Source organism: Acidothermus cellulolyticus 11B (genome assembly GCF_000015025.1).
GTDB lineage: Bacteria > Actinomycetota > Actinomycetes > Acidothermales > Acidothermaceae > Acidothermus > Acidothermus cellulolyticus.
The window spans coordinates 1,941,913-1,959,772 of record NC_008578.1 but is presented as its reverse complement, the minus strand read 5'-3'; the positions used below and the strand labels follow the sequence as shown (position 1 = coordinate 1,959,772).

Below are 17,860 nucleotides of genomic sequence, written 5' to 3'. Positions count from 1 at the left end.
GCTGCCTCGCGCTCTGCCGGGCCCGCGCCTATCGATAGGGAGCGACTCCGGTGCCGACCGGCCGCCGACGGTGACCCACCGCCGACGGTGACCGATTCGCTCCTTTTGTCGTCGCAGGTGGTCGTCCAAACGTCCACAACCGTCGCTGAACCCTTGTGGAGCGTGCGACTTACCCGCTACTGTGCGGTTCCATTGGCGCAGGAAGATCATGATGGAGCACCGTGATGGATGCCGTCGCTGTCGTCGAGGACGAAGTACGGGAGCTGATACGCCGACGCGGTATCGACCCGATGACCGAGCCGAGCGTCGTCCGTGCGCTCGTCGAGGAGGTCGTCCACGCCTACGATGACCGCAGTTTGACCGGCGACCTGCCGCCGCTCGCCGATCGAGCCGCCGCTATCCAAGACATTTGCGACGCGCTGTCGGGTCTCGGCCCGCTGCAACGGTACATGGATGATCCTCAAGTTGAAGAAATCTGGATTAATGCGCCAGGTCGCGTTTTTGTCGCCCGCGCCGGGCGGAGTGAGCTGACCAGCACCATTCTCGGCGAGGCACAAATCCGCGAGCTCGTCGAGCGGATGCTCAAAGCCTCCGGGCGGCGGGTCGATTTCTCGACTCCGTTCGTGGACGCGACCCTTATTGACGGGAGCCGACTACACGTCGTCATACCCGACGTCACCCGTACGCATTGGGCGGTGAACATCCGCAAGTTCGTGCTGACGGCGCATTCCTTGGATGAGCTTGTCGCACGGGGAACCCTCACCCCGGCGGCGGCGAGATTCCTGGAGGCTTCCGTCGTTGCCGGTTTGAATATCATCGTCGCCGGCGGCACACAAGCGGGCAAGACCACACTGCTCAATTGCCTGGCAGCGGCGATTCCCGCGCGGGAGCGGGTCATTTCCTGCGAAGAAGTCTTTGAGCTGCGCATTCCATTGCCGGACGTCGTCGCCATGCAGACCCGCCAGCCGAGCCTGGAGGGAACCGGAGAGATTCCGCTGCGACGACTGGTCAAGGAGGCGCTGCGGATGCGGCCGTCGCGCATCATCGTCGGGGAGGTACGCCATGAGGAATGCCTGGACCTGCTCTTGGCGTTCAATGCCGGCATCCCCGGCATGTGTACGATCCACGCTAACAGTGCACGGGAAGCCGTGGCGAAAATGTGCACACTTCCCTTGCTTGCCGGTGAAAACGTGAGTCACGCGTTCGTCGTTCCCACCGTTGCACGCTCGGTCGACCTTGTCATCCACACGAAGACCGACTCCACAGGCCGTCGAAGGGTCCAGGAAATTATCGGAATTCCCGGCCGGGTCGAAGACAGCGGTAACGGCCTGGTCATCGAAACGGTCGATATCTTCTCCTGGCGTGACGGACGTCTCGTACGGGCGGAGGGATTTCCCCCGCACCCTGAGTGGTTCGCCGCCGCCGGCTACCACCTTCCGGAGCTTCTCGACAGCGGAGCCGACGGCTGATGGGTGCCCTTCTTGGGTTGCTCTGCGGCGTGGGTCTGCTCCTCCTCGTCCACCGTCGCCCGGCCGGTGCACCGAACCACCGCCGTCGACCGCGCCGGATCTCGCAGCGGATCGCCGATACTCTTCGCCAAGCCGGCCTCGAGACGGTTACCACCCGCCACCTTGTTGCTGCTGGGGGTGCCGCGGCCGGAGTGGTCGGCACGGCGGTAGCCGCAATCTCCCATACGGCAACGATTGCAGCGGCATTTGCCGCCTTTGCGGGATGTGCGCCGTGGACCTTGGTGCGGCATCGGGCGCGACGCCGGCGCGCGGAACTGCGCGCCGTCTGGCCGGACGTCGTGGACAACCTGGCGTCGGCGGTCCGAGCCGGACTTGCCTTGCCGGAGGCTGTCGCGCAGTTGGCGGACCGGGGACCTGACGAATTACGCCCGACTTTTCGCCGTTTCGCTGACGATTACCGCGTCAGCGGCAATTTCGCCGCCAGCCTGGACGAACTCAAACGCCGGTTGGCCGACCCGACCGCCGACCGGATCATCGAATCGCTGCGGATGGCGCGCGAAGTCGGCGGCACCGACCTTGGCCGCTTGTTGCGCACTCTGTCGGTCTTTCTCCGCGAAGACCTTCGCATTCGCGCCGAATTGGAAACCCGGCAGGGCTGGACGGTCAACGGCGCACGTCTCGCCGTCCTCGCCCCATGGCTGCTGCTTGGGCTTCTGTCGTTGCATCCTGCCGCAGTTCATGCGTACAACAGCGCGGCGGGCGTGGTCATTCTCACCGTCGGTGCGTCCGTCAGTGCCGTCGCTTACCGGGCTATGGTGCGGATCGGACGCCTTCCTGAAGAAGAACGGGTGCTCCGATGACTCTGACGTCGGGAGCCGCGGTGGGATTGTGTGCTGGCGTCGGTACCGCGCTCGCCGTTTCGGGCGTGCCGCATTTTCGTCATCCACGACTGGCGGACCGCCTCGCCCCGTATCTCCGGGACAGGTCACGACCCTCACAGCCGCCCGTCCACACGGCAGCGCGCGGCACGTGGCCGGTTGTGGGCCAATTGCTTGCCCCGGTCCTCGCTGACATCGCCCGCCGTGTCGATCGTGTCATGGGTGGCCCGGGAAGTGTTCGTCGCCGCCTGGACGCAGCTGGACGGAACATGGCTGTCGAGGAATTCCGGGTCGAGCAAGTGCTATGGGGCTCAATCGGTTTCCTCGTAGGGCTCGGCGTCAGCCTGCTGCTCCTCGCCCAGAATCCGCACCGCCCGCCGCTCGCGCTCGGGATGCTCTGCGTTATCGCCGCGTGCTGTGGGGCAATCGCCCGCGACGTCACGTTGAGCCGGGAGGCCCAGCGGCGCAGCAGGCGGATGCTCGCCGAATTTCCGACGGTCGCGGAATTGCTCGCCTTGGCGGTTGGAGCCGGGGAGAGCCCAGCGGCGGCGCTCGAACGGGTGGTTCGGGTGTGTCGCGGAGAACTGTCCGTCGAATTCGCTCGAGCGCTCAGCGAGGCGCGAACCGGGGGATCACTCGTCACTGCCCTGGAGAATCTCGCCGCGCGCAATCCCCTCGATATCATGTCGCGTTTCGTCGACGGAATGATTGTCGCGATGCAACGCGGGACGCCGCTCGCAGACGTGCTGCGCGCGCAGGCATCCGACGTCCGTGAAGCGGCCAAGCGTTCCTTGCTGGACATCGGCGGACGCAAGGAAATCGGCATGATGGTCCCTGTCGTGTTCCTGATCTTACCGATCACGCTTCTCTTTGCGCTGTTCCCGAGTTTCGTTTCCCTGCACTTGCTGATTTAGAGAACGGAAGAGTGACGAATCAAGTGGGAAAGCGATGTGAACACGGTGAATAACTAGAGCGGAAAGCACTCACCGTCGAAGACGGAAACCGGCGGCGATGCGTGCCGCAGAACGGGAAGAACAGCAGCGCGCTGTCGTCGCGGCAGGGAGCGGCAGCGCCGGTAGGAAAAGGAGACAGCTGATGATGTCCTCACTGGCCCAAAGAATTGGCCGTGCACGACTGCGACTCGTTGCGTGGTTGCCAACGGCGGCTGGCGGTCGGGAGCGCGGTGACGTTCCCGGCTGGGTGATGATCACTCTGATGACCGCGGTCCTCGTCGTCATTATTTGGGGGATCGCCAGCGATCAGCTTCGGCAGCTTCTGACCAGTGCGTTCGACAAGATTTCGAATCAGAGCAATGCCGGTCCCTGACGAATGGTCGTCGCCGGTGATGGACGAGGGGTCCGCCGTCGTCGATCTCGTGCTGGTGAGCCTGCTGCTCATGCCGCTGTTCGTCGCACTCCTCCACGTCGGTTCCGTGCTGTACGTAAGGAATACGCTCGCGGCTTGCGCGCATGATGCGGCTCGCTACGCGGCGAGTCATGACATTGTGACCGCCGGGCCGGAGACGATACGTGCCGCCGTCCATCGGCGAATCGACGCGTGCGTACCGGCGTTGGTCGGCCGGCGGCTGACGGTCACGGCCGAGGCGGAGCGGACCGTGCGGACCACACCGGACGGCGCGGCAGTTCCCGTCGTTGAGGTCCACGTGTCGGGTGTGCTGGATGCCATTGTTGGCACGCGGACAATTCACGCAGCCGCCGCGGTATTGTCGGAGGATCCGTGACCGCAGGACGCTCGACGCGATACGGGAATCGCATCGTCCGGACGCCACGGATGCCGAGCGCGCAGGGCGCGGATCGGGCGTCGGGGCGGCAGGGCGCGGATCGGTTGTCCCGGCTCAAGGGCGCAAATGTGTTGTCCGGGCTCACGCGCAGCGTCCGCGGATTGGCGCGTCGCGATGACGGCAACGCCATTGTTGAGTACCTGATCCTGGGCGTGCTGTTTTTGATCCCGCTCGTTTACGTGTTTCTTGCCGTCTTCGCTGTGCAGAGCACGGCGTACGGCGTCACCGCGGCGGCCCGCGAAGCGGCGCGCGCCTTCGTTACGGCGCCGACGACGACGGATGGTCTCACGCGGGCATGCGCCGCCGCCGCAATCGCCCTGCGTAATGAATCCGCGGATGCTTTCGATTGTTCCACGCAATTGGCCGTACAGTGCGTGACCCGCGATGCATGTGCCGTCTCCCTCGCACCGGGACTGATGATTCGCGTCGTCGTGCGAGCCCGTGCGGAATTGCCGTTTCTGCCGGGTTCCCTCTTCGGGCATCCGCTTGGCGTTGACGTGTCCGCGCAGCATGACGAAGTCGTTGACTCGTTCCGAGCGGCCGGATGAGCGGGCCGGGCATGGCGGGAAACCGCGCCATCGTCCGTTCGGCTCGTGTACGCGGGAAGAGCGCGTCGCAGTGTCGCGACGACGGCGGTCAGATCAGCTTGCTCATCGTGTTCTTTGGTTTGGTGATTCTTGGTTTCACCACCGTCATCGTCGATCTGTCCACGGTTTTTCTTGCGCAGCGCGTATTGCAAGCCACGGCGGACGGCGCGGCACTCACCGCAGCACAGCATGTTTCGCTCGCAGGTGCATACACCACCGAACTGGCGGAGTGGCTTCCGCTCTCTGATGCGGAGGTGTACGCAGCGGTGGCTGATTATGTCGGTGAACCGGGTCGAGCGCCGCAGTCCTGCCGGTCCGGGACGCTATCCATCACGGCGGCCACCCTCGACGCGACGGACCGAACGGTCAGTGTGTCGCTTAGTTGTACGGTCAGCCTGCCGATCGTCAATGTGATTACGGGTTCCTGGTGGCGCGGCGTGCCGATCGCCCGGCATGCTGACGCGCGGCTCCTTGTTCTGCCGAGCGGTTGACCACGAGCCGGGTCGTTGTCGAGCAGCGATATCCGGCAGCAGCAGAGGGGGCCGGTCCGGCGATTTCGCCGCGGGGACGGGAACCCGCGGCGTCCCCCGACGTCGGGGTGGGCGGAGCCGCGGCCTCCCCGATCACCGGGACGAAGTCCACAGGCGCCCGGGAGCCGGATCCCGGGGTGTACGGCGGCCGGCGTCCCGGCGGCGTCCCCGCGGCGTTCCGCTGGGGTGTCCCCGCAGCACGCCCGTCCCCGCCTGCGCCTGCGTCCCGCGGCGTCTCCGCGCGCCCGGTGCACCGCCCGGTTCGCCGCGAACCGCTACGCTCCAGGTGTGCAGCCGCAAGACCCCCACGAACACCTCAAAGACCTCGACACCCGACTCGCCGGTATCGAGCAGGTGCTCGACCTGCCGGCGATGCGCCGCGAGGCGGCCGACCTCGAACGTCAAGCCGCCGACCCCGGACTGTGGAACGATCCAGAGAACGCCCAGCGGGTCACCAGCCGGCTTTCCTTTCTGCAGGCGGAAATTCGCCGGGTCGAGGGGTTGCGCAAGCGGCTGGACGACGTGATGGTTCTCTTTGAGCTCGCCGAGGCGGAGAATGACGAACCCACCCGTACCGAAGCGCTCGCGGAAATGGCCGCGCTGCAGAAAGCCATCGACGACCTGGAAGTGCGGACGCTTCTCTCCGGCGAGTACGACGCGCGGGAAGCGCTGGTCACGATCAACTCGCAAGCGGGTGGCGTGGACGCCGCGGACTGGGCGCAGATGCTGCTGCGCATGTACCTGCGGTGGGCGGAGCGGCACGGCTATCCAACGGAAATTCTCGACACCTCGTACGCCGAGGAAGCCGGCATAAAATCCGCGACATTCATCGTGCACGCGCCGTTCACGTACGGTCTCCTCGCCGCGGAGCACGGCACGCACCGGCTGGTGCGGATCAGCCCGTTCGATAACCAGGCCCGCCGGCAGACGTCCTTCGCGGGTGTGGACGTCGTCCCGGTCGTGGAGAAAACCGACCACATCGACATTCCGGAGGATGAGATCCGGGTGGACGTGTTCCGCTCTTCCGGTCCCGGTGGCCAGGGTGTGAACACCACGGATTCCGCGGTCCGGATCACGCACCTGCCGACCGGTATTGTCGTCACCTGCCAGAATGAGCGCAGTCAATTGCAAAATCGTGCGACCGCCATGATGGTGCTGCAGGCTCGGTTGCTGGAGCGTCGCCGTCAGGAGGAAGCGGCGAAGCTCGCCGCGCTGCGGGGTGAGACGACGACGAGCTGGGGCACGCAAATTCGCAATTACGTTCTGCATCCGTACCAGCTGGTGAAGGATCTACGGACCGAGGTCGAAACCAGCAACACGGCCGGCGTCCTGGACGGTGAGATCGACGAATTCATTGACGCCGGGGTCCGTTGGCGTCGGCAGCGGGAACGTCGGTGATCAAACGAGGGCGGCGAGGCGACCGAGAATCCAGAGCAGCACAGCCGCCGCCGTAACCAAGATAACGATCATGACTGGCGGTATGCCGTGCGTCGTCGGGTGATGCACTCGTGCGCGCGCCTCGCGGCACACCGGGCAACGCGCCTGCTCGACCGGGCCGGAGCACGCCGCACACACCAAGTGCTCGCAGGACATCAGGTTCCTCCCTCCCGGCCGGTGGTGCGACGGCGGATCGTCGGCGGCCGTCGTTGGGACCCTTCCAGTGTCGCGCACTTCCGGCCCAGGCGCACCCGGCGCACCCTGGCACTGCCGGGCCGGGTGCACTAGGCGGACCCTGGCACTGCCGGGCCGTGCACTAGGCGCACCCGGCGCGCGCATTGGCGGCCCGGCTCAGTCCGGCCGCACTTCCGCACCCGGAGCCCGCGGCGCGCGCGCCCACGTCCCAGCTTGAGCCTGCGTGCGTCGCCGAGGTGGGGCTTACCTGAATCTTGGACGTCGGCTGTCTACACTTGCGCGGGTGACGTCCCGAGAAGTGACTCTGGTGATGCGCTGGTGATTCGTTTCGAACGCGTGACCAAGATCTACCCGCGGCAGAGTCGACCGGCGTTGCAGGACGTTTCGCTGGAAGTGAACAAGGGGGAGTTCGTCTTCGTCGTCGGCGCCTCCGGATCGGGCAAGACGACCTTCTTGCGGCTGGTGCTCAAGGAGGAGAAGGCCACCCACGGCAAGGTGTACGTCGCCGGCAAGGATCTCTCGCGGCTGTCCGCGTGGAAGGTGCCGGCGCTCCGCCGGCAGATCGGTACGGTGTTTCAGGATTTCCGGCTGCTGCCGAACAAGACCGTGGCGCAGAACGTGGCCTTCGCCCTCGAAGTGATCGGCCGTCCGCGACATCACATAGCGCGGGTCGTGCCCGAGGTGTTGGAGCTCGTCGGTCTTGCCGACAAGGCGGACCGGCTGCCATCGGAACTCTCCGGCGGCGAGCAGCAGCGGGTCGCCATCGCCCGGGCATTCGTGAACCGTCCGATGCTCCTGCTGGCCGACGAGCCCACCGGCAACCTGGATCCGGCGACCAGCGTCGGAATCATGAAACTTCTCGATCGCATCAATCGGACCGGCACCACGGTGGTCATGGCGACCCACGATGCGCACATCGTCGACTCGATGCGCCGGCGCGTCATCGAGTTGGACGGCGGTCACGTCGTCCGCGACCAGTCCCGCGGTGTGTACGGCTATTCGAACTGATCAGGACGAGGGTTCTCATGCGATTACGCTTCGTGCTCTCTGAGCTTGCGATCAGCCTGCGCCGGAACGTGCTCATGCTCTTCGCCGTCGTCGTCATCACGGCGTTCTCGCTGTTTCTCTTCGGCATCGCATTGCTCGTGCAGCGCCAGGTCGATCTCAGCCAGCACTATTGGTACCAACGCCTCCAGGTGTCGGTCTATTTGTGCGCCGAACACAGCACGAACCCGAATTGCCCGACCGCGGCGACGCCGGAGCAGGTCCAGCAGGTCGGGCAGACGCTCAACAGCCTGCGGCCGTTGGTCCAGAGCGTGCAATTCATTGATCAGCAGCAGGCGTACGAGATTTTCAAGGAAGAGTTCAAAGATCTCCCCGATTTGGTGAAGAGCACCCCGCCGGATGCGCTCCCGGAATCCTTCACCGTTAAGCTCGCGGATCCCAGCAAGTTCGACGTCGTGCGCCAGGCGGTGGAGAATCAACCGGGCGTCGACCAGGTGCAAGATGAGCACACATTCCTCAAAAAGTTGTTCGACATTGCGGCGAGCGCCCGGAATTTCGCCATCGCGTTGGCGATTTTCGTCGTGATTGCCGCCATCGTGATGATCGGTGTTGCGGTTCAGGTCTCGGCCGCAAGCCGCCGCCGCGAAACCGGGATCATGCGGTTGGTCGGCGCGTCGAATTTGTATATTCAGCTCCCCTTTCTGCTCGAGGGGATGCTGGCCGGCCTCGGCGGCGCCCTCCTCGGTTTTGGCTTTGTCGCCGCGACGAAGTACTTCTTCATCGACCACACGCTGCGGCCGGTGCTGGCGCCGCTCGGCTCGCTCATCGAGTGGCCGGCCGTGCTTGGCACGCTGCCTTATCTCGCGCTCGCAGGTGTCGTCATCGCGGGTCTGGCGTCTTTTGCCACCTTGCAGACGTACATGCTGCGGCAGCGGATTTAGCCGACCCGTGCCGCGGTTCAGCGGCGGGTCGCGGCAACCCCGGGTTGCCGGGACGCAGGTGTGACAGGTGCTGCGGTTCAGTGGGGAGCCACCTCAACTCCGGTTGCCGCGACCCCGGTGTGACAGGTGCCCGCGGTCTGCGGCGCGTCTCGAGCCGGCCCTGGTGCCGTGCTGCGTGCCGGGTCAGGCGTCGCCGGAGCAGCAGGAGAAGTGCGCGCGGTGGAGCCCGTCTCCGTTCGGCTCGCCGGTTTTTCCGACGGCGTCGTGGTGCCGCGAGGCCGTACAATTAACCGGTGCGGATCTCGCGTCGTTCACGATGGGTTCGTATCGGGGGCGCGGTTCTCGCGCTTGCCTCGATCTATAGCGCCGGTGTGGTGACCGGCGTTCTCGGGAGCAGCGGTTCCGCCCCGCAGCGACCGGCCGCCGCGCCTAGTTCCCCCGGCTTTCTGGACCAGGTGGAACAGACAATTCTGCGCAACGCCGCGAAACCGGTCACGGCGGACGAGCTCGATCGCTCCGCTATCCGCGGAATGCTCGACGCGCTGGACGACAAATGGTCCAGCTATTATTCCGCGGCGGATTTTGCCTCGTTCGAAAATGTCATGAATGGTCAATACACCGGTGTCGGTTTGTGGGTGCACCGTGATGCGTCCGGTGCGGTGACCGTTCTCAACGTGCAGGCGGGTTCACCGGCGGATCGAGCCGGTGTGCGCAGCGGGGACGTCGTTCTTGCCGTCGGCGGCGTCCCGGTTGCCGGGCGGTCGATTGCCGATGTCGTGACCGCGCTCCGTGGCGATGCCGGGACGACGGTCACCCTCACCTACCGGCGTGGTGACGTCGTCCGCACGGTGACGATGCGGCGGAGCGCGGTGGCGAGTGAGGATGTCACGGCTGCCACACAGAACGGAGTCATGATCATCAAGGTGAGTGCGTTCAGTCGTGGCGTCGCCAACCGGGTTCGCGCGTTGGATTCGCTGGCGCGGACCCAACGGGACCGCGGGATTGTGCTGGATTTGCGGGGGAATCCCGGCGGCCTGCTCGAAGAGGGGGTCCAGACGGCATCGGTGTTTCTTGACGGCGGCCTGGTGGCCACGTTCGTACGACGCGGCGCTCAGCCGGTCGCGCTCAAGGCTGCCCCAGGGGGCGACATCGCGACGCCGCTGGCTGTTCTCGTGGATGGGGGGACGGCGAGCGCCGCGGAGATCGTCGCCGGTGCGCTGCAGGACCGGCAACGGGCGGTGGTGGTCGGCAGCCCGACCTTCGGCAAGGGGTCGGTGCAGCAGCCGATTCCGTTGGCCGACGGCTCGGCGATCGAGTTCACCGTCGGCACGTATCTCACGCCGGCGGGACGTTCCCTCGACGGGGTTGGGGTGCAGCCGGATGTCCCGGTCGCGGCGAATGCTCCGCCGTCGCTGGCGCTCGAGGAGGCTGTCGACGTCATATCCGGGTTGCTCGCCAACGCGGGTACGAGTGGACACGGTTGATCGAAATGGCCCGGGAGAGTGGTCGCAAGCTCATCGCGAGCAACAAGAAAGCTCGGCACGACTACCACATTGAGGACACCTACGAGGCCGGCATCGTTCTCACCGGCACGGAGGTCAAGTCGTTGCGCGCCGGCCGCGCCTCGCTCGTGGATGGCTTCGCATTGATCAAGGACGGGGAAGTCTGGCTGCAGAATGTGCATATCCCCGAGTACGCCGAGGGGAGCTGGACCAATCACGAACCACGCCGGCCGCGGAAACTGCTTTTGCACAAGCGGGAAATCTTGCGCCTGCTGGGCAAGACTCGGGAGACCGGACTGACCCTGGTGCCGCTGTCGTTGTATTTCCGGGACGGGAAGGCGAAAGTCGAACTTGCGCTGGCGCGTGGGAAGCGCGCGTACGACAAGCGGCAAGCGTTGGCGGAACGGCATGCGCAGCGGGAGATTGCGCGCGCGCTAGGGCGGCGGGTCAAGGGACACCGCATGTGATCAGCAGCCCGGCGGTCCCAGGAGGGCCGAGGCCCGGGCGGCGGCGGTCCCGGGGCTGGTCCGGACGGCGGCGGCCCGGGGGCAGTGGGGATTTGACGGCCCGGCGACGTGGTCCGGACGGCGGGCCCGGGAGGCAGTGGCCGTGATCGGGAACACGGCTCGGCGCGCATCGTTACACTGATACGGCGACAACTCCATAGGGGGTGACAGGTCTCGACTTCGGTCGTGAAGACTGGGGAAGCGGGCCGAGGAAGGCAGCGATGATCTCGTTAACCATGCGCTGCGAAAAAATAAGCGCCAACAGTAGTCGCGCTGACTTCGCCCTTGCTGCATAAGTAAGGGAGAGCCGAAGTCTGTCAGCCCGGGATCGCCTCCGGCCCGGATGCTGGCATCGGTAGGAGGCTCAACCGGCGGACCCGGCTGCGGGGTCCGGCGGGAAATCGCACAGCAGCTGTGCCCGTCGAGGCGGCTGGCCTGCAAGACCGCCTGGGCGAGTAGGACGTAGGCAGGCTGCGCCCGGAGAAGCCCACTCTCCACGCCGAAGGACCCGGGTTCGATTCCCGGCACCTCCACGAGTATCTCGGACTCTTGGATTCGGGTGCGATTCTTTGGAGAAGTCCGTCGTCGAGCTGCGGTGTATCGCGGCTATGGTTACTGTGGGCGGTTCAATCACGGTGCCGCCAAATATGGTACGAAATCGTCGACAGTGCGAGCGTCATTTGGTGTCTTGTCTCGCGTAAACCGATCCTGACGAAACGCGGGATCCGGGACTGCTTCTGCTGCCATCGCTCCTTGGGCGGTATTCCTTACCCGCGCGCAGCTCCCATTCCTTACCCGCCCGCGGCTCGGCCCGGAAACGACGGCCCGTGGCCCGGAATGATGAGGTCGGCGTAGCGCAGCACCCGCGCACGGTGCTGTTCTTGAGCAGCGGGGAACCGGCTGTGTTCGCGCCAAAGGGTCTCATTGGCCAGGTCGTCGGCGCATTCGAAGAGGTCACCGACGACGGCGTACCGGCCATCGCCGGTGGAAACGAAAACGCTGACATCCTCGCCGCTGTGGCCGGGCGTCGCGGTAACGTGCACGTCGCCGTCAATGGCGAAGTCCTCACGCCAGAGCTGGTGGGGCAGGTATGCACGGCGATGGCAGATGTCGTATCCAACAATAAGGAGCGCGTCGGGAAAGAGGTTGAGGTTCCCGACGTGGTCGGAGTGCCCGTGGGTGCAGACGACGACATCGACCTGGTGCGCCGATAATCCGTAGGCGTTGAGCAGATCAATCAGGAGGTCTCGTTCCCACGGTGCTCCGACGTCGACAAGAATTGTCTTCTGACCCTGGATCACTGTGATGGTGCACGCCGCCGCCACGCTCTGCGAATCCGAGCTGGTGAACCCGGCGCGGAGCACGTCTATTCGGTATCCGGTCAACGGTGCCTCCAGTGCGGCTCTGGCGTCGGCCCAGGTGTCGGCGCGCCGGCCTGATCGGACGCTCACACCCCGGTGCCTCGGCACCATCTAATCAGGCATCATGGGCAGCTGGGCTAAGCCTTATACCCCGACTGCAATGGGCGACGGTTCGTCTACCGCCGCGCATCGGCCGGCCTAGCGCTGGCGGGATAGGTGCGGCGCGAGGAGCAATCGACGGGAGCAAGCGGCGTGACTATCGCAGCAGCCATGGAAACGAGAATCGCTATGTGCTGGCGAAGCGGCATCGTCGTCAAGAACGTCACCGTCGCGGCGAGGATCTAGCAGGACAGGGCGGCGTTGGCAAGTCGCCGTTGCCGTGGTGACCACTCCTCGTACTGTCTGCTAAGGACGAGCACGATGAGCCTAAATAGCGGACTAATATTGCATATGATGCAATCGTCGAGGCGATTGCCAGGAGAAGCTGGTAAAAAATTAGCGACGCGTGCTCATGCTGCTGACGGGCGGCGGCGAGGCCGAGAGCACCGGGCGCAAAAGAGTAGTGCCAAGGCCAACTTGGCCTTGGCACTGACGTTCGTCCCTCCTCTTCCCGGACTCATTGTTCCGCCCGCCGACGCCGGTGGCGGATGGAGTACGCGATGAGCGCTGCTAGGTAGCCCCAGAACAGGCCGGCCAGGGCACCGTCGAGTGGATGGCCATCTACCGCGACTAAGGCGAAAATGATCGCCGCAATCGCACCACCGATAAGGATCGCGCGACTGTCCCGAAGTGTCAGGTAGAGGGCCCTAATAGGCTCCGGGTTCAAGCGCCACTCGAGTATGGCAAGTCTAATCGCCAACAGCAAAAGCGCGATCCAGTAGACCACATCTCTGTTGGTGACGACGAGCTTGACGACCGTGTTTCCGGTGGACATTTCTACAAGCGCGTAGGTCACGGTAATCCTTCCCCTCTACTTACAGTAGCTTCCGCGGTAGTCGTAAACGTAGAGGTCTGATTTGATCGCGAGACACTTGCCGACACTGAGAGCCGCCGCAGCTCGCGCACCGACAAGACCGACTAGACATCCTTCCATCTCCAAAGATCACGGCAGACCTACGTGATCATAAGCGATCACGATAATAGGAACCCAATCAGGCCAGTGTCAAGGCGGCCAGCAGGTGATAACGGACCGATGCCGGGTCCGTGTGCCGGTCGAGCTGCGCAATGACCGAGCCGAGCGCGTGCGTTGATCTGCCGTCGAACCCGGCGTGGTTAAGCCTGTCCTGGCCGATCGCCCCATCGGCCAGGCGCATGTCTTGTCTAACCCAGCGCGCTTAAGCGGTCAAACCCCGAGCCATGCCTGGCCGACACAAACACGGGACGGCCGGCAGAAAGACAGGACGGCGAGCTGAGTCACGCGGCTCGCCGAGCCCTGAGTCTGCGGCGGGCCTACCCCGGGTCGCGGGGACGGCCTAACCCTGGGGCTCGTGGCTCCGCCCGTCCCGTCCAGCCCTCCGCCGGCAATGGCGGCGGCACGCCCAGCGGGAAGGCCGCCGGACCCGCCGCCGCCATGCGTAGTGTGACAGGCTAGAACTCCTCGTCGAAGGCGACTTCGCCGCTCACTCCGATTTGATACGCCGCGACCCGCCGCTCAAAGAAGTTCGACAACTCCTGCACGTCCTGCAGCTCCATGAAGGTGAAGGGATTTGGTGAACCATAGATGGGTTCGAGGCCAAGCTGCACACAGCGACGGTCCGCAACGTGCTCGAGATAGCTTCGCATGTCGGCCAGCGACATGCCCGGAACGCCCTGCCCAAGCAGGTCCTCAGCGAACTGAGTCTCACAATCGACCGCCTCGGCGAGCATCTCCCGTGCCTGACGTGCTAATTCGTCGTCGAAAAGCTCCGGCTCCTCGCGTCGTACCGTGTCAATGACGTCGAAGGCGAACGCCATGTGCATCGACTCGTCGCGGAAGACCCAGTTGGTGCCGGATGCCAGTCCATTGAGCAGCCCGCGCGAGCGGAGGAAATACACGTACGCGAAGGCTCCGTAGAAGAAGAGTCCTTCAATGCATGCGGCGAAACAGATGAGGTTGAGCAGGAACGACCGCCGGTCGGCCGCCGTCCGGAGCTCACGCAGATCGAAAATGGAGTCGATCCAGCGGAAGCAGAAATCTGCCTTCCGTTTGATCGACGGAATGTTCTCAATCGCCGCAAATGCCTCAGCCCTCTCCCTCTCGTCGGTAATGTAGGTGTCGAGCAACGCGAGGTAGAACTGCACGTGCACGGCTTCCTCGAACAACTGCCGGGAGAGGTAAAGGCGGGCCTCCGGTGAGTTGATGTGTTGATACAGGTTGAGCACGAGGTTGTTCGCAACAATCGTGTCACCGGTGGCGAAGAACGCGACCAAACGCTTCACCAAGTGGTGTTCCGCCGGCGAGAGCTTGCGCAAATCGGCCAGGTCGGAATGCAGGTCGACCTCTTCGACCGTCCATGTGTTCCGGATGGCCGCCTTGAACCGCTCGAAGAAGTGGGGATAGCGCATCGGGCGCAGGGTGAGGTCCATGCCCGGATCGAGCAGCGCGTGCCGTTCATGGTCGGCGATATTGGTCTGCAAGGTCAGATTCGTAGTCATTGGCACACCTCACAGGTCTCGGGATTTTCCAGGGAACAACTCGTTGCCGGCTTACTTGTTGACGGATTAGCCATGACGTCCCGGACGTCGTCCGACGAGGTCACCGTCACGGTCGCCTGTTGAATGCGTGTCGCCGGGCGCGACCGCAGGTAGTACGTCGTCTTGAGCCCGGACGCCCAGGCATAGCGGTACATCGACGACAGCTTGGATATCGTCGGCGCCGCCATGAAGAGGTTCAGCGATTGCGACTGGTCGATGTACGGACCGCGCGCCGCGGCCAAATCGATGAGCGCCTTCTGCGGAAGCTCCCACGCGGTGCGGAACACGCGCCGCACCTCCTCAGGCAGCACCGTCAGGCCCTGCACCGAACCGTCAGCCCGCTTGATAGCTTCCCGGATCTCCTTGGTCCACAGACCACGGGTCTTGAGTTCGTTGACCAGCGCCGTATTCACCTGGAGAAACTCACCCGACAGGGTCTCTCGTTTGAAGAGGTTCGACACCATCGGTTCGATGCTCTCGTAACAGCCGGCGATGGACGCGATCGTTGCCGTCGGCGCGATGGCGATCAGCAGCGAATTCCGCAATCCGACCGCCGCGATTCGTTCCTTGATGGCGGCGTAACGCTCCTGTTGGGTCGGAGTGACCCCCCACAGGTCCGGCTGCAGGTAGCCGGCGGCGGCCCGGGTCTCCGGAAAGGCGGGATGCGGGCCGTACTCCGCCGCCAATTCCGCAGAGACCTCGAGCGCGGTGAGATAAATCTCCTCGGCGATACGGGTGGAGAGCTCCAAGGCCTCACCCGAATCGAACGGGAGACGGAGCGCGAAGAAGACGTCCTGCAGGCCCATCACGCCGAGTCCGATCGGCCGCCACTTCTCATTGGACCGGGCCGCCTCCGGCGTCGGGTAGAAATTGATGTCGACGACCCGGTCGAGGAGCGGCACGGCGATCTGCACCGTCCGGCGCAGCCGGTCCCAATCCACCGCGCCATCGCGGACGTGCCGGGCAAGATTGATTGAACCGAGGTTGCAGACGGCTATTTCGTCGTCCCGATTCACCTCAACGATCTCCGTGCAGAGGTTGGAGAGATGGACGACGTTCCCCGGACGGCCGGTCTGGTTGCACTTGGCGTTGCACGCGTCCTTGAACGTCATCCAGCCGTTGCCGGTCTCCGCCAAGGTGCGCATCATTTTTGCGTACAGGTCCCGGGCCCGGACCTGCCGCACGTATCGGCCTTCCGCCTCCGCCCGCCGGTACGCGGCGTCAAAGTCAGCACCCCACAGGTCGACCAGCTCGGGGGCCTGATCCGGGTCGATCAACGACCAGAGCTCGTCGGCCTCGACCCGGCGCATGAATTCGTCGGGAATCCAATTCGCTAGATTCAGGTTGTATGTGCGCCGGGCGTCCTCCCCGGTGTTGTCCCGCAGTTCGAGGAATTCCTCGATGTCGGGATGCCACGGCTCGAGGTAGACACACGCCGCACCCTTGCGTCGTCCGCCCTGGTTGACCGCGGCGACCGACGCGTCGAGCGTCTTCAAGAAAGGCACGATGCCGTTCGAATGCCCATTGGTACCCCGGATCAGCGCACCCCGGGAACGGACCCGTGAGAATCCGATCCCAATGCCGCCGGCGAACTTCGACAGCCGCGCCACCTGGTGGTAGCGAGCGTAAATGGAATCGAGTTCATCGCGCGGTGAGTCGACGAGATAGCACGAGGACATCTGCGGATGCCGAGTCCCGGAATTGAACAGCGTTGCGCTGCTCGGCAGGTAGGCGAGTTCCGACATGAGCCGGTAGAACTCGATCGCCTCCGCAGGCGTCCGGGCCAGACCGCACGCGACCCGCAACAGGAAATACTGCGGAGTCTCGATGACGAGCCGGCTCGTCGGGTGCCGCAGCAGGTACCGGTCGTACACCGTGCGGAGTCCGAAATACTCGAACCGCTGGTCGCCCTTCGGGTCGATCGCGAAATCGAATTTCCGGGCGTTGTCCTTGACGAACCGGGCTGTTTCGTCGCCGATCAGCCCTTCGGCGTGCCCTAACGCAATCGATTGGCTGAACGAGGCGATCCCCTGGTTGTGCACCTCTTTTTCGATGTACGCCGCGAGAAGGCGTGCGGCGAGCTTGGAGTACTGCGGCTCCTCGGCGATGAGTTCCGCCGCCGTCTGGATGGAGAGCCGGTCGAGCTCCGCTGTCGTCGCGCCGTCATACAAACCGCTGATGGTTTTGGTTGCAACGCGCAGCGGGTCGACATCGGTGAGGTCGTCGGCCCATCGTTCGACGGCGCGGACGATTTTGTTGACGTCGACCGGCTCGGTGTCACCGTTACGTTTCCGGACTCGCATGTGCACACGACGCGCCAGTGCCGGTTGGTCGGGCGTCTCCGGGGTCGCGGCCCCGTGGCCGGACGTCTCCAGGCCGGACGGTCCGTATCCCAGGATTTCCCGGTTCGGGATGTCGCAGCCCGCCGTCGTGGGGCGCTGCGTTTCCGCGCCTGGTGTTTCCGGGCGCTGAATTTCGTGAAGCGTCATTCTGCCTCCCTCGCGACGATTGCCGGGCGCATGCCGCGAAGGAGACGAAACGAACCCACGTGGGGTCGCCTGCGTCGCCGTCCCGCGCGGCGTGCGGCCCACCCGCGGACGGGTGTCCGCGGGGCGACTGGCAGGTCTTCGGACTTGCGGGCCCGACCGGCGAATCGCCGGTCACCTACTGGCTGTCGCTTCCCAGGCCGTCCGGCCCAGTGCTTGATGACAGCGGTCGTTCCCGCTCACCGCTGCGGGGCAGTCCCGGATTCACACCGGGTTCCCTGTTGGCACGACCCCGAGGGGTCGAACCAGTCGCAGGCGACACCATATCTGGGGTCGCGACGGGATGCGAGCACCTAGATGTCGTGTCGGCGTGTCGTGTCGAGCTGACGTGTCGGCGTGTCGTGAGGAGCCGGCAGCCGTGCCGGCCTGTCGGGCCCATGGCCCGGGCATCGTGTCGGCGTGTCGTGTCGACGTGGCGTGCCGGGTCCG

Annotated in this window: 18 protein-coding genes, 1 other RNA gene and 1 riboswitch; of the genes, 13 read left to right on the top strand and 6 right to left on the bottom strand. The window is 64.9% G+C overall.

The window, feature by feature from the left end; all coding sequences use genetic code 11:
- The first annotated feature begins 224 nt into the window (after nucleotides 1–224).
- The 8 genes from ACEL_RS08960 (at nucleotide 225) to prfB (ending at nucleotide 6,663) form a co-directional block, all read left to right on the top strand.
- On the top strand, nucleotides 225–1,469 hold the full coding sequence (locus tag ACEL_RS08960; protein ID WP_011720574.1) for a TadA family conjugal transfer-associated ATPase: 1,245 nt from the start codon (nucleotides 225–227) through the stop codon (nucleotides 1,467–1,469).
- On the top strand, nucleotides 1,469–2,329 hold the full coding sequence (locus tag ACEL_RS08955) for a type II secretion system F family protein (RefSeq protein WP_011720573.1): 861 nt from the start codon (nucleotides 1,469–1,471) through the stop codon (nucleotides 2,327–2,329). Before ACEL_RS08960 ends, ACEL_RS08955 begins: the two co-directional genes overlap by 1 nt.
- A gap of 287 nt (nucleotides 2,330–2,616) precedes the next feature.
- Nucleotides 2,617–3,261: a type II secretion system F family protein gene (locus ACEL_RS08950; RefSeq protein WP_202943351.1), complete on the top strand. Its 645-nt coding sequence runs from the start codon at nucleotides 2,617–2,619 to the stop codon at nucleotides 3,259–3,261.
- 181 nt (nucleotides 3,262–3,442) lie between these two features.
- Nucleotides 3,443–3,673, top strand: coding sequence for a hypothetical protein (locus tag ACEL_RS08945; RefSeq protein ID WP_083760560.1), 231 nt, complete (start codon nucleotides 3,443–3,445; stop codon nucleotides 3,671–3,673).
- Complete coding sequence (locus ACEL_RS08940) at nucleotides 3,660–4,088, top strand: TadE/TadG family type IV pilus assembly protein (RefSeq protein WP_011720570.1); 429 nt, start codon at nucleotides 3,660–3,662, stop codon at nucleotides 4,086–4,088. The genes ACEL_RS08945 and ACEL_RS08940 overlap by 14 nt, the downstream gene beginning before the upstream one ends.
- The gene (locus tag ACEL_RS08935) at nucleotides 4,085–4,696 is read left to right on the top strand and encodes a hypothetical protein (protein WP_011720569.1); all 612 of its coding nucleotides are present in this window, start codon (nucleotides 4,085–4,087) and stop codon (nucleotides 4,694–4,696) included. The genes ACEL_RS08940 and ACEL_RS08935 overlap by 4 nt, the downstream gene beginning before the upstream one ends.
- Entirely contained in the window at nucleotides 4,693–5,226 is a 534-nt protein-coding gene (locus ACEL_RS08930; RefSeq protein WP_011720568.1) for a TadE/TadG family type IV pilus assembly protein, read from the top strand. The genes ACEL_RS08935 and ACEL_RS08930 overlap by 4 nt, the downstream gene beginning before the upstream one ends.
- A 327-nt stretch (nucleotides 5,227–5,553) precedes the next feature.
- Nucleotides 5,554–6,663 (top strand): peptide chain release factor 2, encoded by a 1,110-nt coding sequence (gene prfB / locus ACEL_RS08925; RefSeq protein ID WP_011720567.1) that lies wholly within the window; start codon nucleotides 5,554–5,556, stop codon nucleotides 6,661–6,663.
- On the opposite strand, the gene ACEL_RS12970 is transcribed toward prfB, so the two are convergent.
- Nucleotides 6,664–6,858 (bottom strand): RING finger family 4 domain-containing protein, encoded by a 195-nt coding sequence (locus tag ACEL_RS12970; RefSeq protein WP_041835051.1) that lies wholly within the window; start codon nucleotides 6,856–6,858, stop codon nucleotides 6,664–6,666.
- Nucleotides 6,859–7,215: 357 nt separating this feature from the next.
- Here ACEL_RS12970 and ftsE point away from each other — a divergent pair, with 357 nt between their 5' ends.
- From ftsE to ssrA, 5 genes are all read left to right on the top strand, one after another.
- Nucleotides 7,216–7,905 (top strand): cell division ATP-binding protein FtsE, encoded by a 690-nt coding sequence (ftsE, locus tag ACEL_RS08915; protein ID WP_011720566.1) that lies wholly within the window; start codon nucleotides 7,216–7,218, stop codon nucleotides 7,903–7,905.
- Between the two features lie 17 nt (nucleotides 7,906–7,922).
- Nucleotides 7,923–8,843 (top strand): permease-like cell division protein FtsX, encoded by a 921-nt coding sequence (gene ftsX / locus ACEL_RS08910; RefSeq protein ID WP_011720565.1) that lies wholly within the window; start codon nucleotides 7,923–7,925, stop codon nucleotides 8,841–8,843.
- A 293-nt stretch (nucleotides 8,844–9,136) separates the two neighbouring features.
- Nucleotides 9,137–10,327, top strand: coding sequence for a S41 family peptidase (locus ACEL_RS08905; protein ID WP_011720564.1), 1,191 nt, complete (start codon nucleotides 9,137–9,139; stop codon nucleotides 10,325–10,327).
- A 5-nt stretch (nucleotides 10,328–10,332) separates the two neighbouring features.
- Entirely contained in the window at nucleotides 10,333–10,812 is a 480-nt protein-coding gene (gene smpB, locus ACEL_RS08900; protein WP_011720563.1) for an SsrA-binding protein SmpB, read from the top strand.
- A 199-nt stretch (nucleotides 10,813–11,011) separates the two neighbouring features.
- Nucleotides 11,012–11,387, top strand: a transfer-messenger RNA (tmRNA) gene (gene ssrA / locus ACEL_RS12005).
- Between the two features lie 255 nt (nucleotides 11,388–11,642).
- Here the strand turns inward: ssrA and ACEL_RS08895 are convergent.
- The 5 genes from ACEL_RS08895 to ACEL_RS08880 form a co-directional block, all read right to left on the bottom strand.
- A complete protein-coding gene (locus tag ACEL_RS08895) occupies nucleotides 11,643–12,302 on the bottom strand; it encodes an MBL fold metallo-hydrolase (RefSeq protein WP_011720562.1) in 660 nt (219 codons plus the stop codon).
- A 526-nt stretch (nucleotides 12,303–12,828) separates the two neighbouring features.
- On the bottom strand, nucleotides 12,829–13,167 hold the full coding sequence (locus tag ACEL_RS08890) for a hypothetical protein (protein WP_011720561.1): 339 nt from the start codon (nucleotides 13,165–13,167) through the stop codon (nucleotides 12,829–12,831).
- A 196-nt stretch (nucleotides 13,168–13,363) separates the two neighbouring features.
- On the bottom strand, nucleotides 13,364–13,525 hold the full coding sequence (locus tag ACEL_RS12290) for a hypothetical protein (RefSeq protein WP_169303205.1): 162 nt from the start codon (nucleotides 13,523–13,525) through the stop codon (nucleotides 13,364–13,366).
- A gap of 274 nt (nucleotides 13,526–13,799) precedes the next feature.
- Complete coding sequence (locus tag ACEL_RS08885) at nucleotides 13,800–14,846, bottom strand: ribonucleotide-diphosphate reductase subunit beta (protein ID WP_011720560.1); 1,047 nt, start codon at nucleotides 14,844–14,846, stop codon at nucleotides 13,800–13,802.
- On the bottom strand, nucleotides 14,843–17,188 hold the full coding sequence (locus ACEL_RS08880) for a ribonucleoside-diphosphate reductase subunit alpha (protein ID WP_011720559.1): 2,346 nt from the start codon (nucleotides 17,186–17,188) through the stop codon (nucleotides 14,843–14,845). Before ACEL_RS08880 ends, ACEL_RS08885 begins: the two co-directional genes overlap by 4 nt.
- 298 nt (nucleotides 17,189–17,486) lie before the next feature.
- Nucleotides 17,487–17,696, bottom strand: a riboswitch (cobalamin riboswitch).
- Between the last annotated feature and the right edge of the window lie 164 nt (nucleotides 17,697–17,860).

What these genes read in the sequence shown, in the direction of transcription:
- ACEL_RS08960 (WP_011720574.1), top strand. Translation starts at nt 225, where the DNA reads ATGGATGCCGTCGCTGTCGTCGAGGACGAAGTACGGGAGCTGATACGC.
- ACEL_RS08955 (WP_011720573.1), top strand. Translation starts at nt 1,469, where the DNA reads ATGGGTGCCCTTCTTGGGTTGCTCTGCGGCGTGGGTCTGCTCCTCCTC.
- ACEL_RS08950 (WP_202943351.1), top strand. Translation starts at nt 2,617, where the DNA reads ATGGCTGTCGAGGAATTCCGGGTCGAGCAAGTGCTATGGGGCTCAATC.
- ACEL_RS08945 (WP_083760560.1), top strand. Translation starts at nt 3,443, where the DNA reads ATGATGTCCTCACTGGCCCAAAGAATTGGCCGTGCACGACTGCGACTC.
- ACEL_RS08940 (WP_011720570.1), top strand. Translation starts at nt 3,660, where the DNA reads ATGCCGGTCCCTGACGAATGGTCGTCGCCGGTGATGGACGAGGGGTCC.
- ACEL_RS08930 (WP_011720568.1), top strand. Translation starts at nt 4,693, where the DNA reads ATGAGCGGGCCGGGCATGGCGGGAAACCGCGCCATCGTCCGTTCGGCT.
- ACEL_RS12970 (WP_041835051.1), bottom strand. Translation starts at nt 6,858, where the DNA reads ATGTCCTGCGAGCACTTGGTGTGTGCGGCGTGCTCCGGCCCGGTCGAG.
- ftsX (WP_011720565.1), top strand. Translation starts at nt 7,923, where the DNA reads ATGCGATTACGCTTCGTGCTCTCTGAGCTTGCGATCAGCCTGCGCCGG.
- smpB (WP_011720563.1), top strand. Translation starts at nt 10,333, where the DNA reads ATGGCCCGGGAGAGTGGTCGCAAGCTCATCGCGAGCAACAAGAAAGCT.
- ACEL_RS12290 (WP_169303205.1), bottom strand. Translation starts at nt 13,525, where the DNA reads ATGCGCCTGGCCGATGGGGCGATCGGCCAGGACAGGCTTAACCACGCC.
- ACEL_RS08885 (WP_011720560.1), bottom strand. Translation starts at nt 14,846, where the DNA reads ATGACTACGAATCTGACCTTGCAGACCAATATCGCCGACCATGAACGG.
- ACEL_RS08880 (WP_011720559.1), bottom strand. Translation starts at nt 17,188, where the DNA reads ATGCGAGTCCGGAAACGTAACGGTGACACCGAGCCGGTCGACGTCAAC.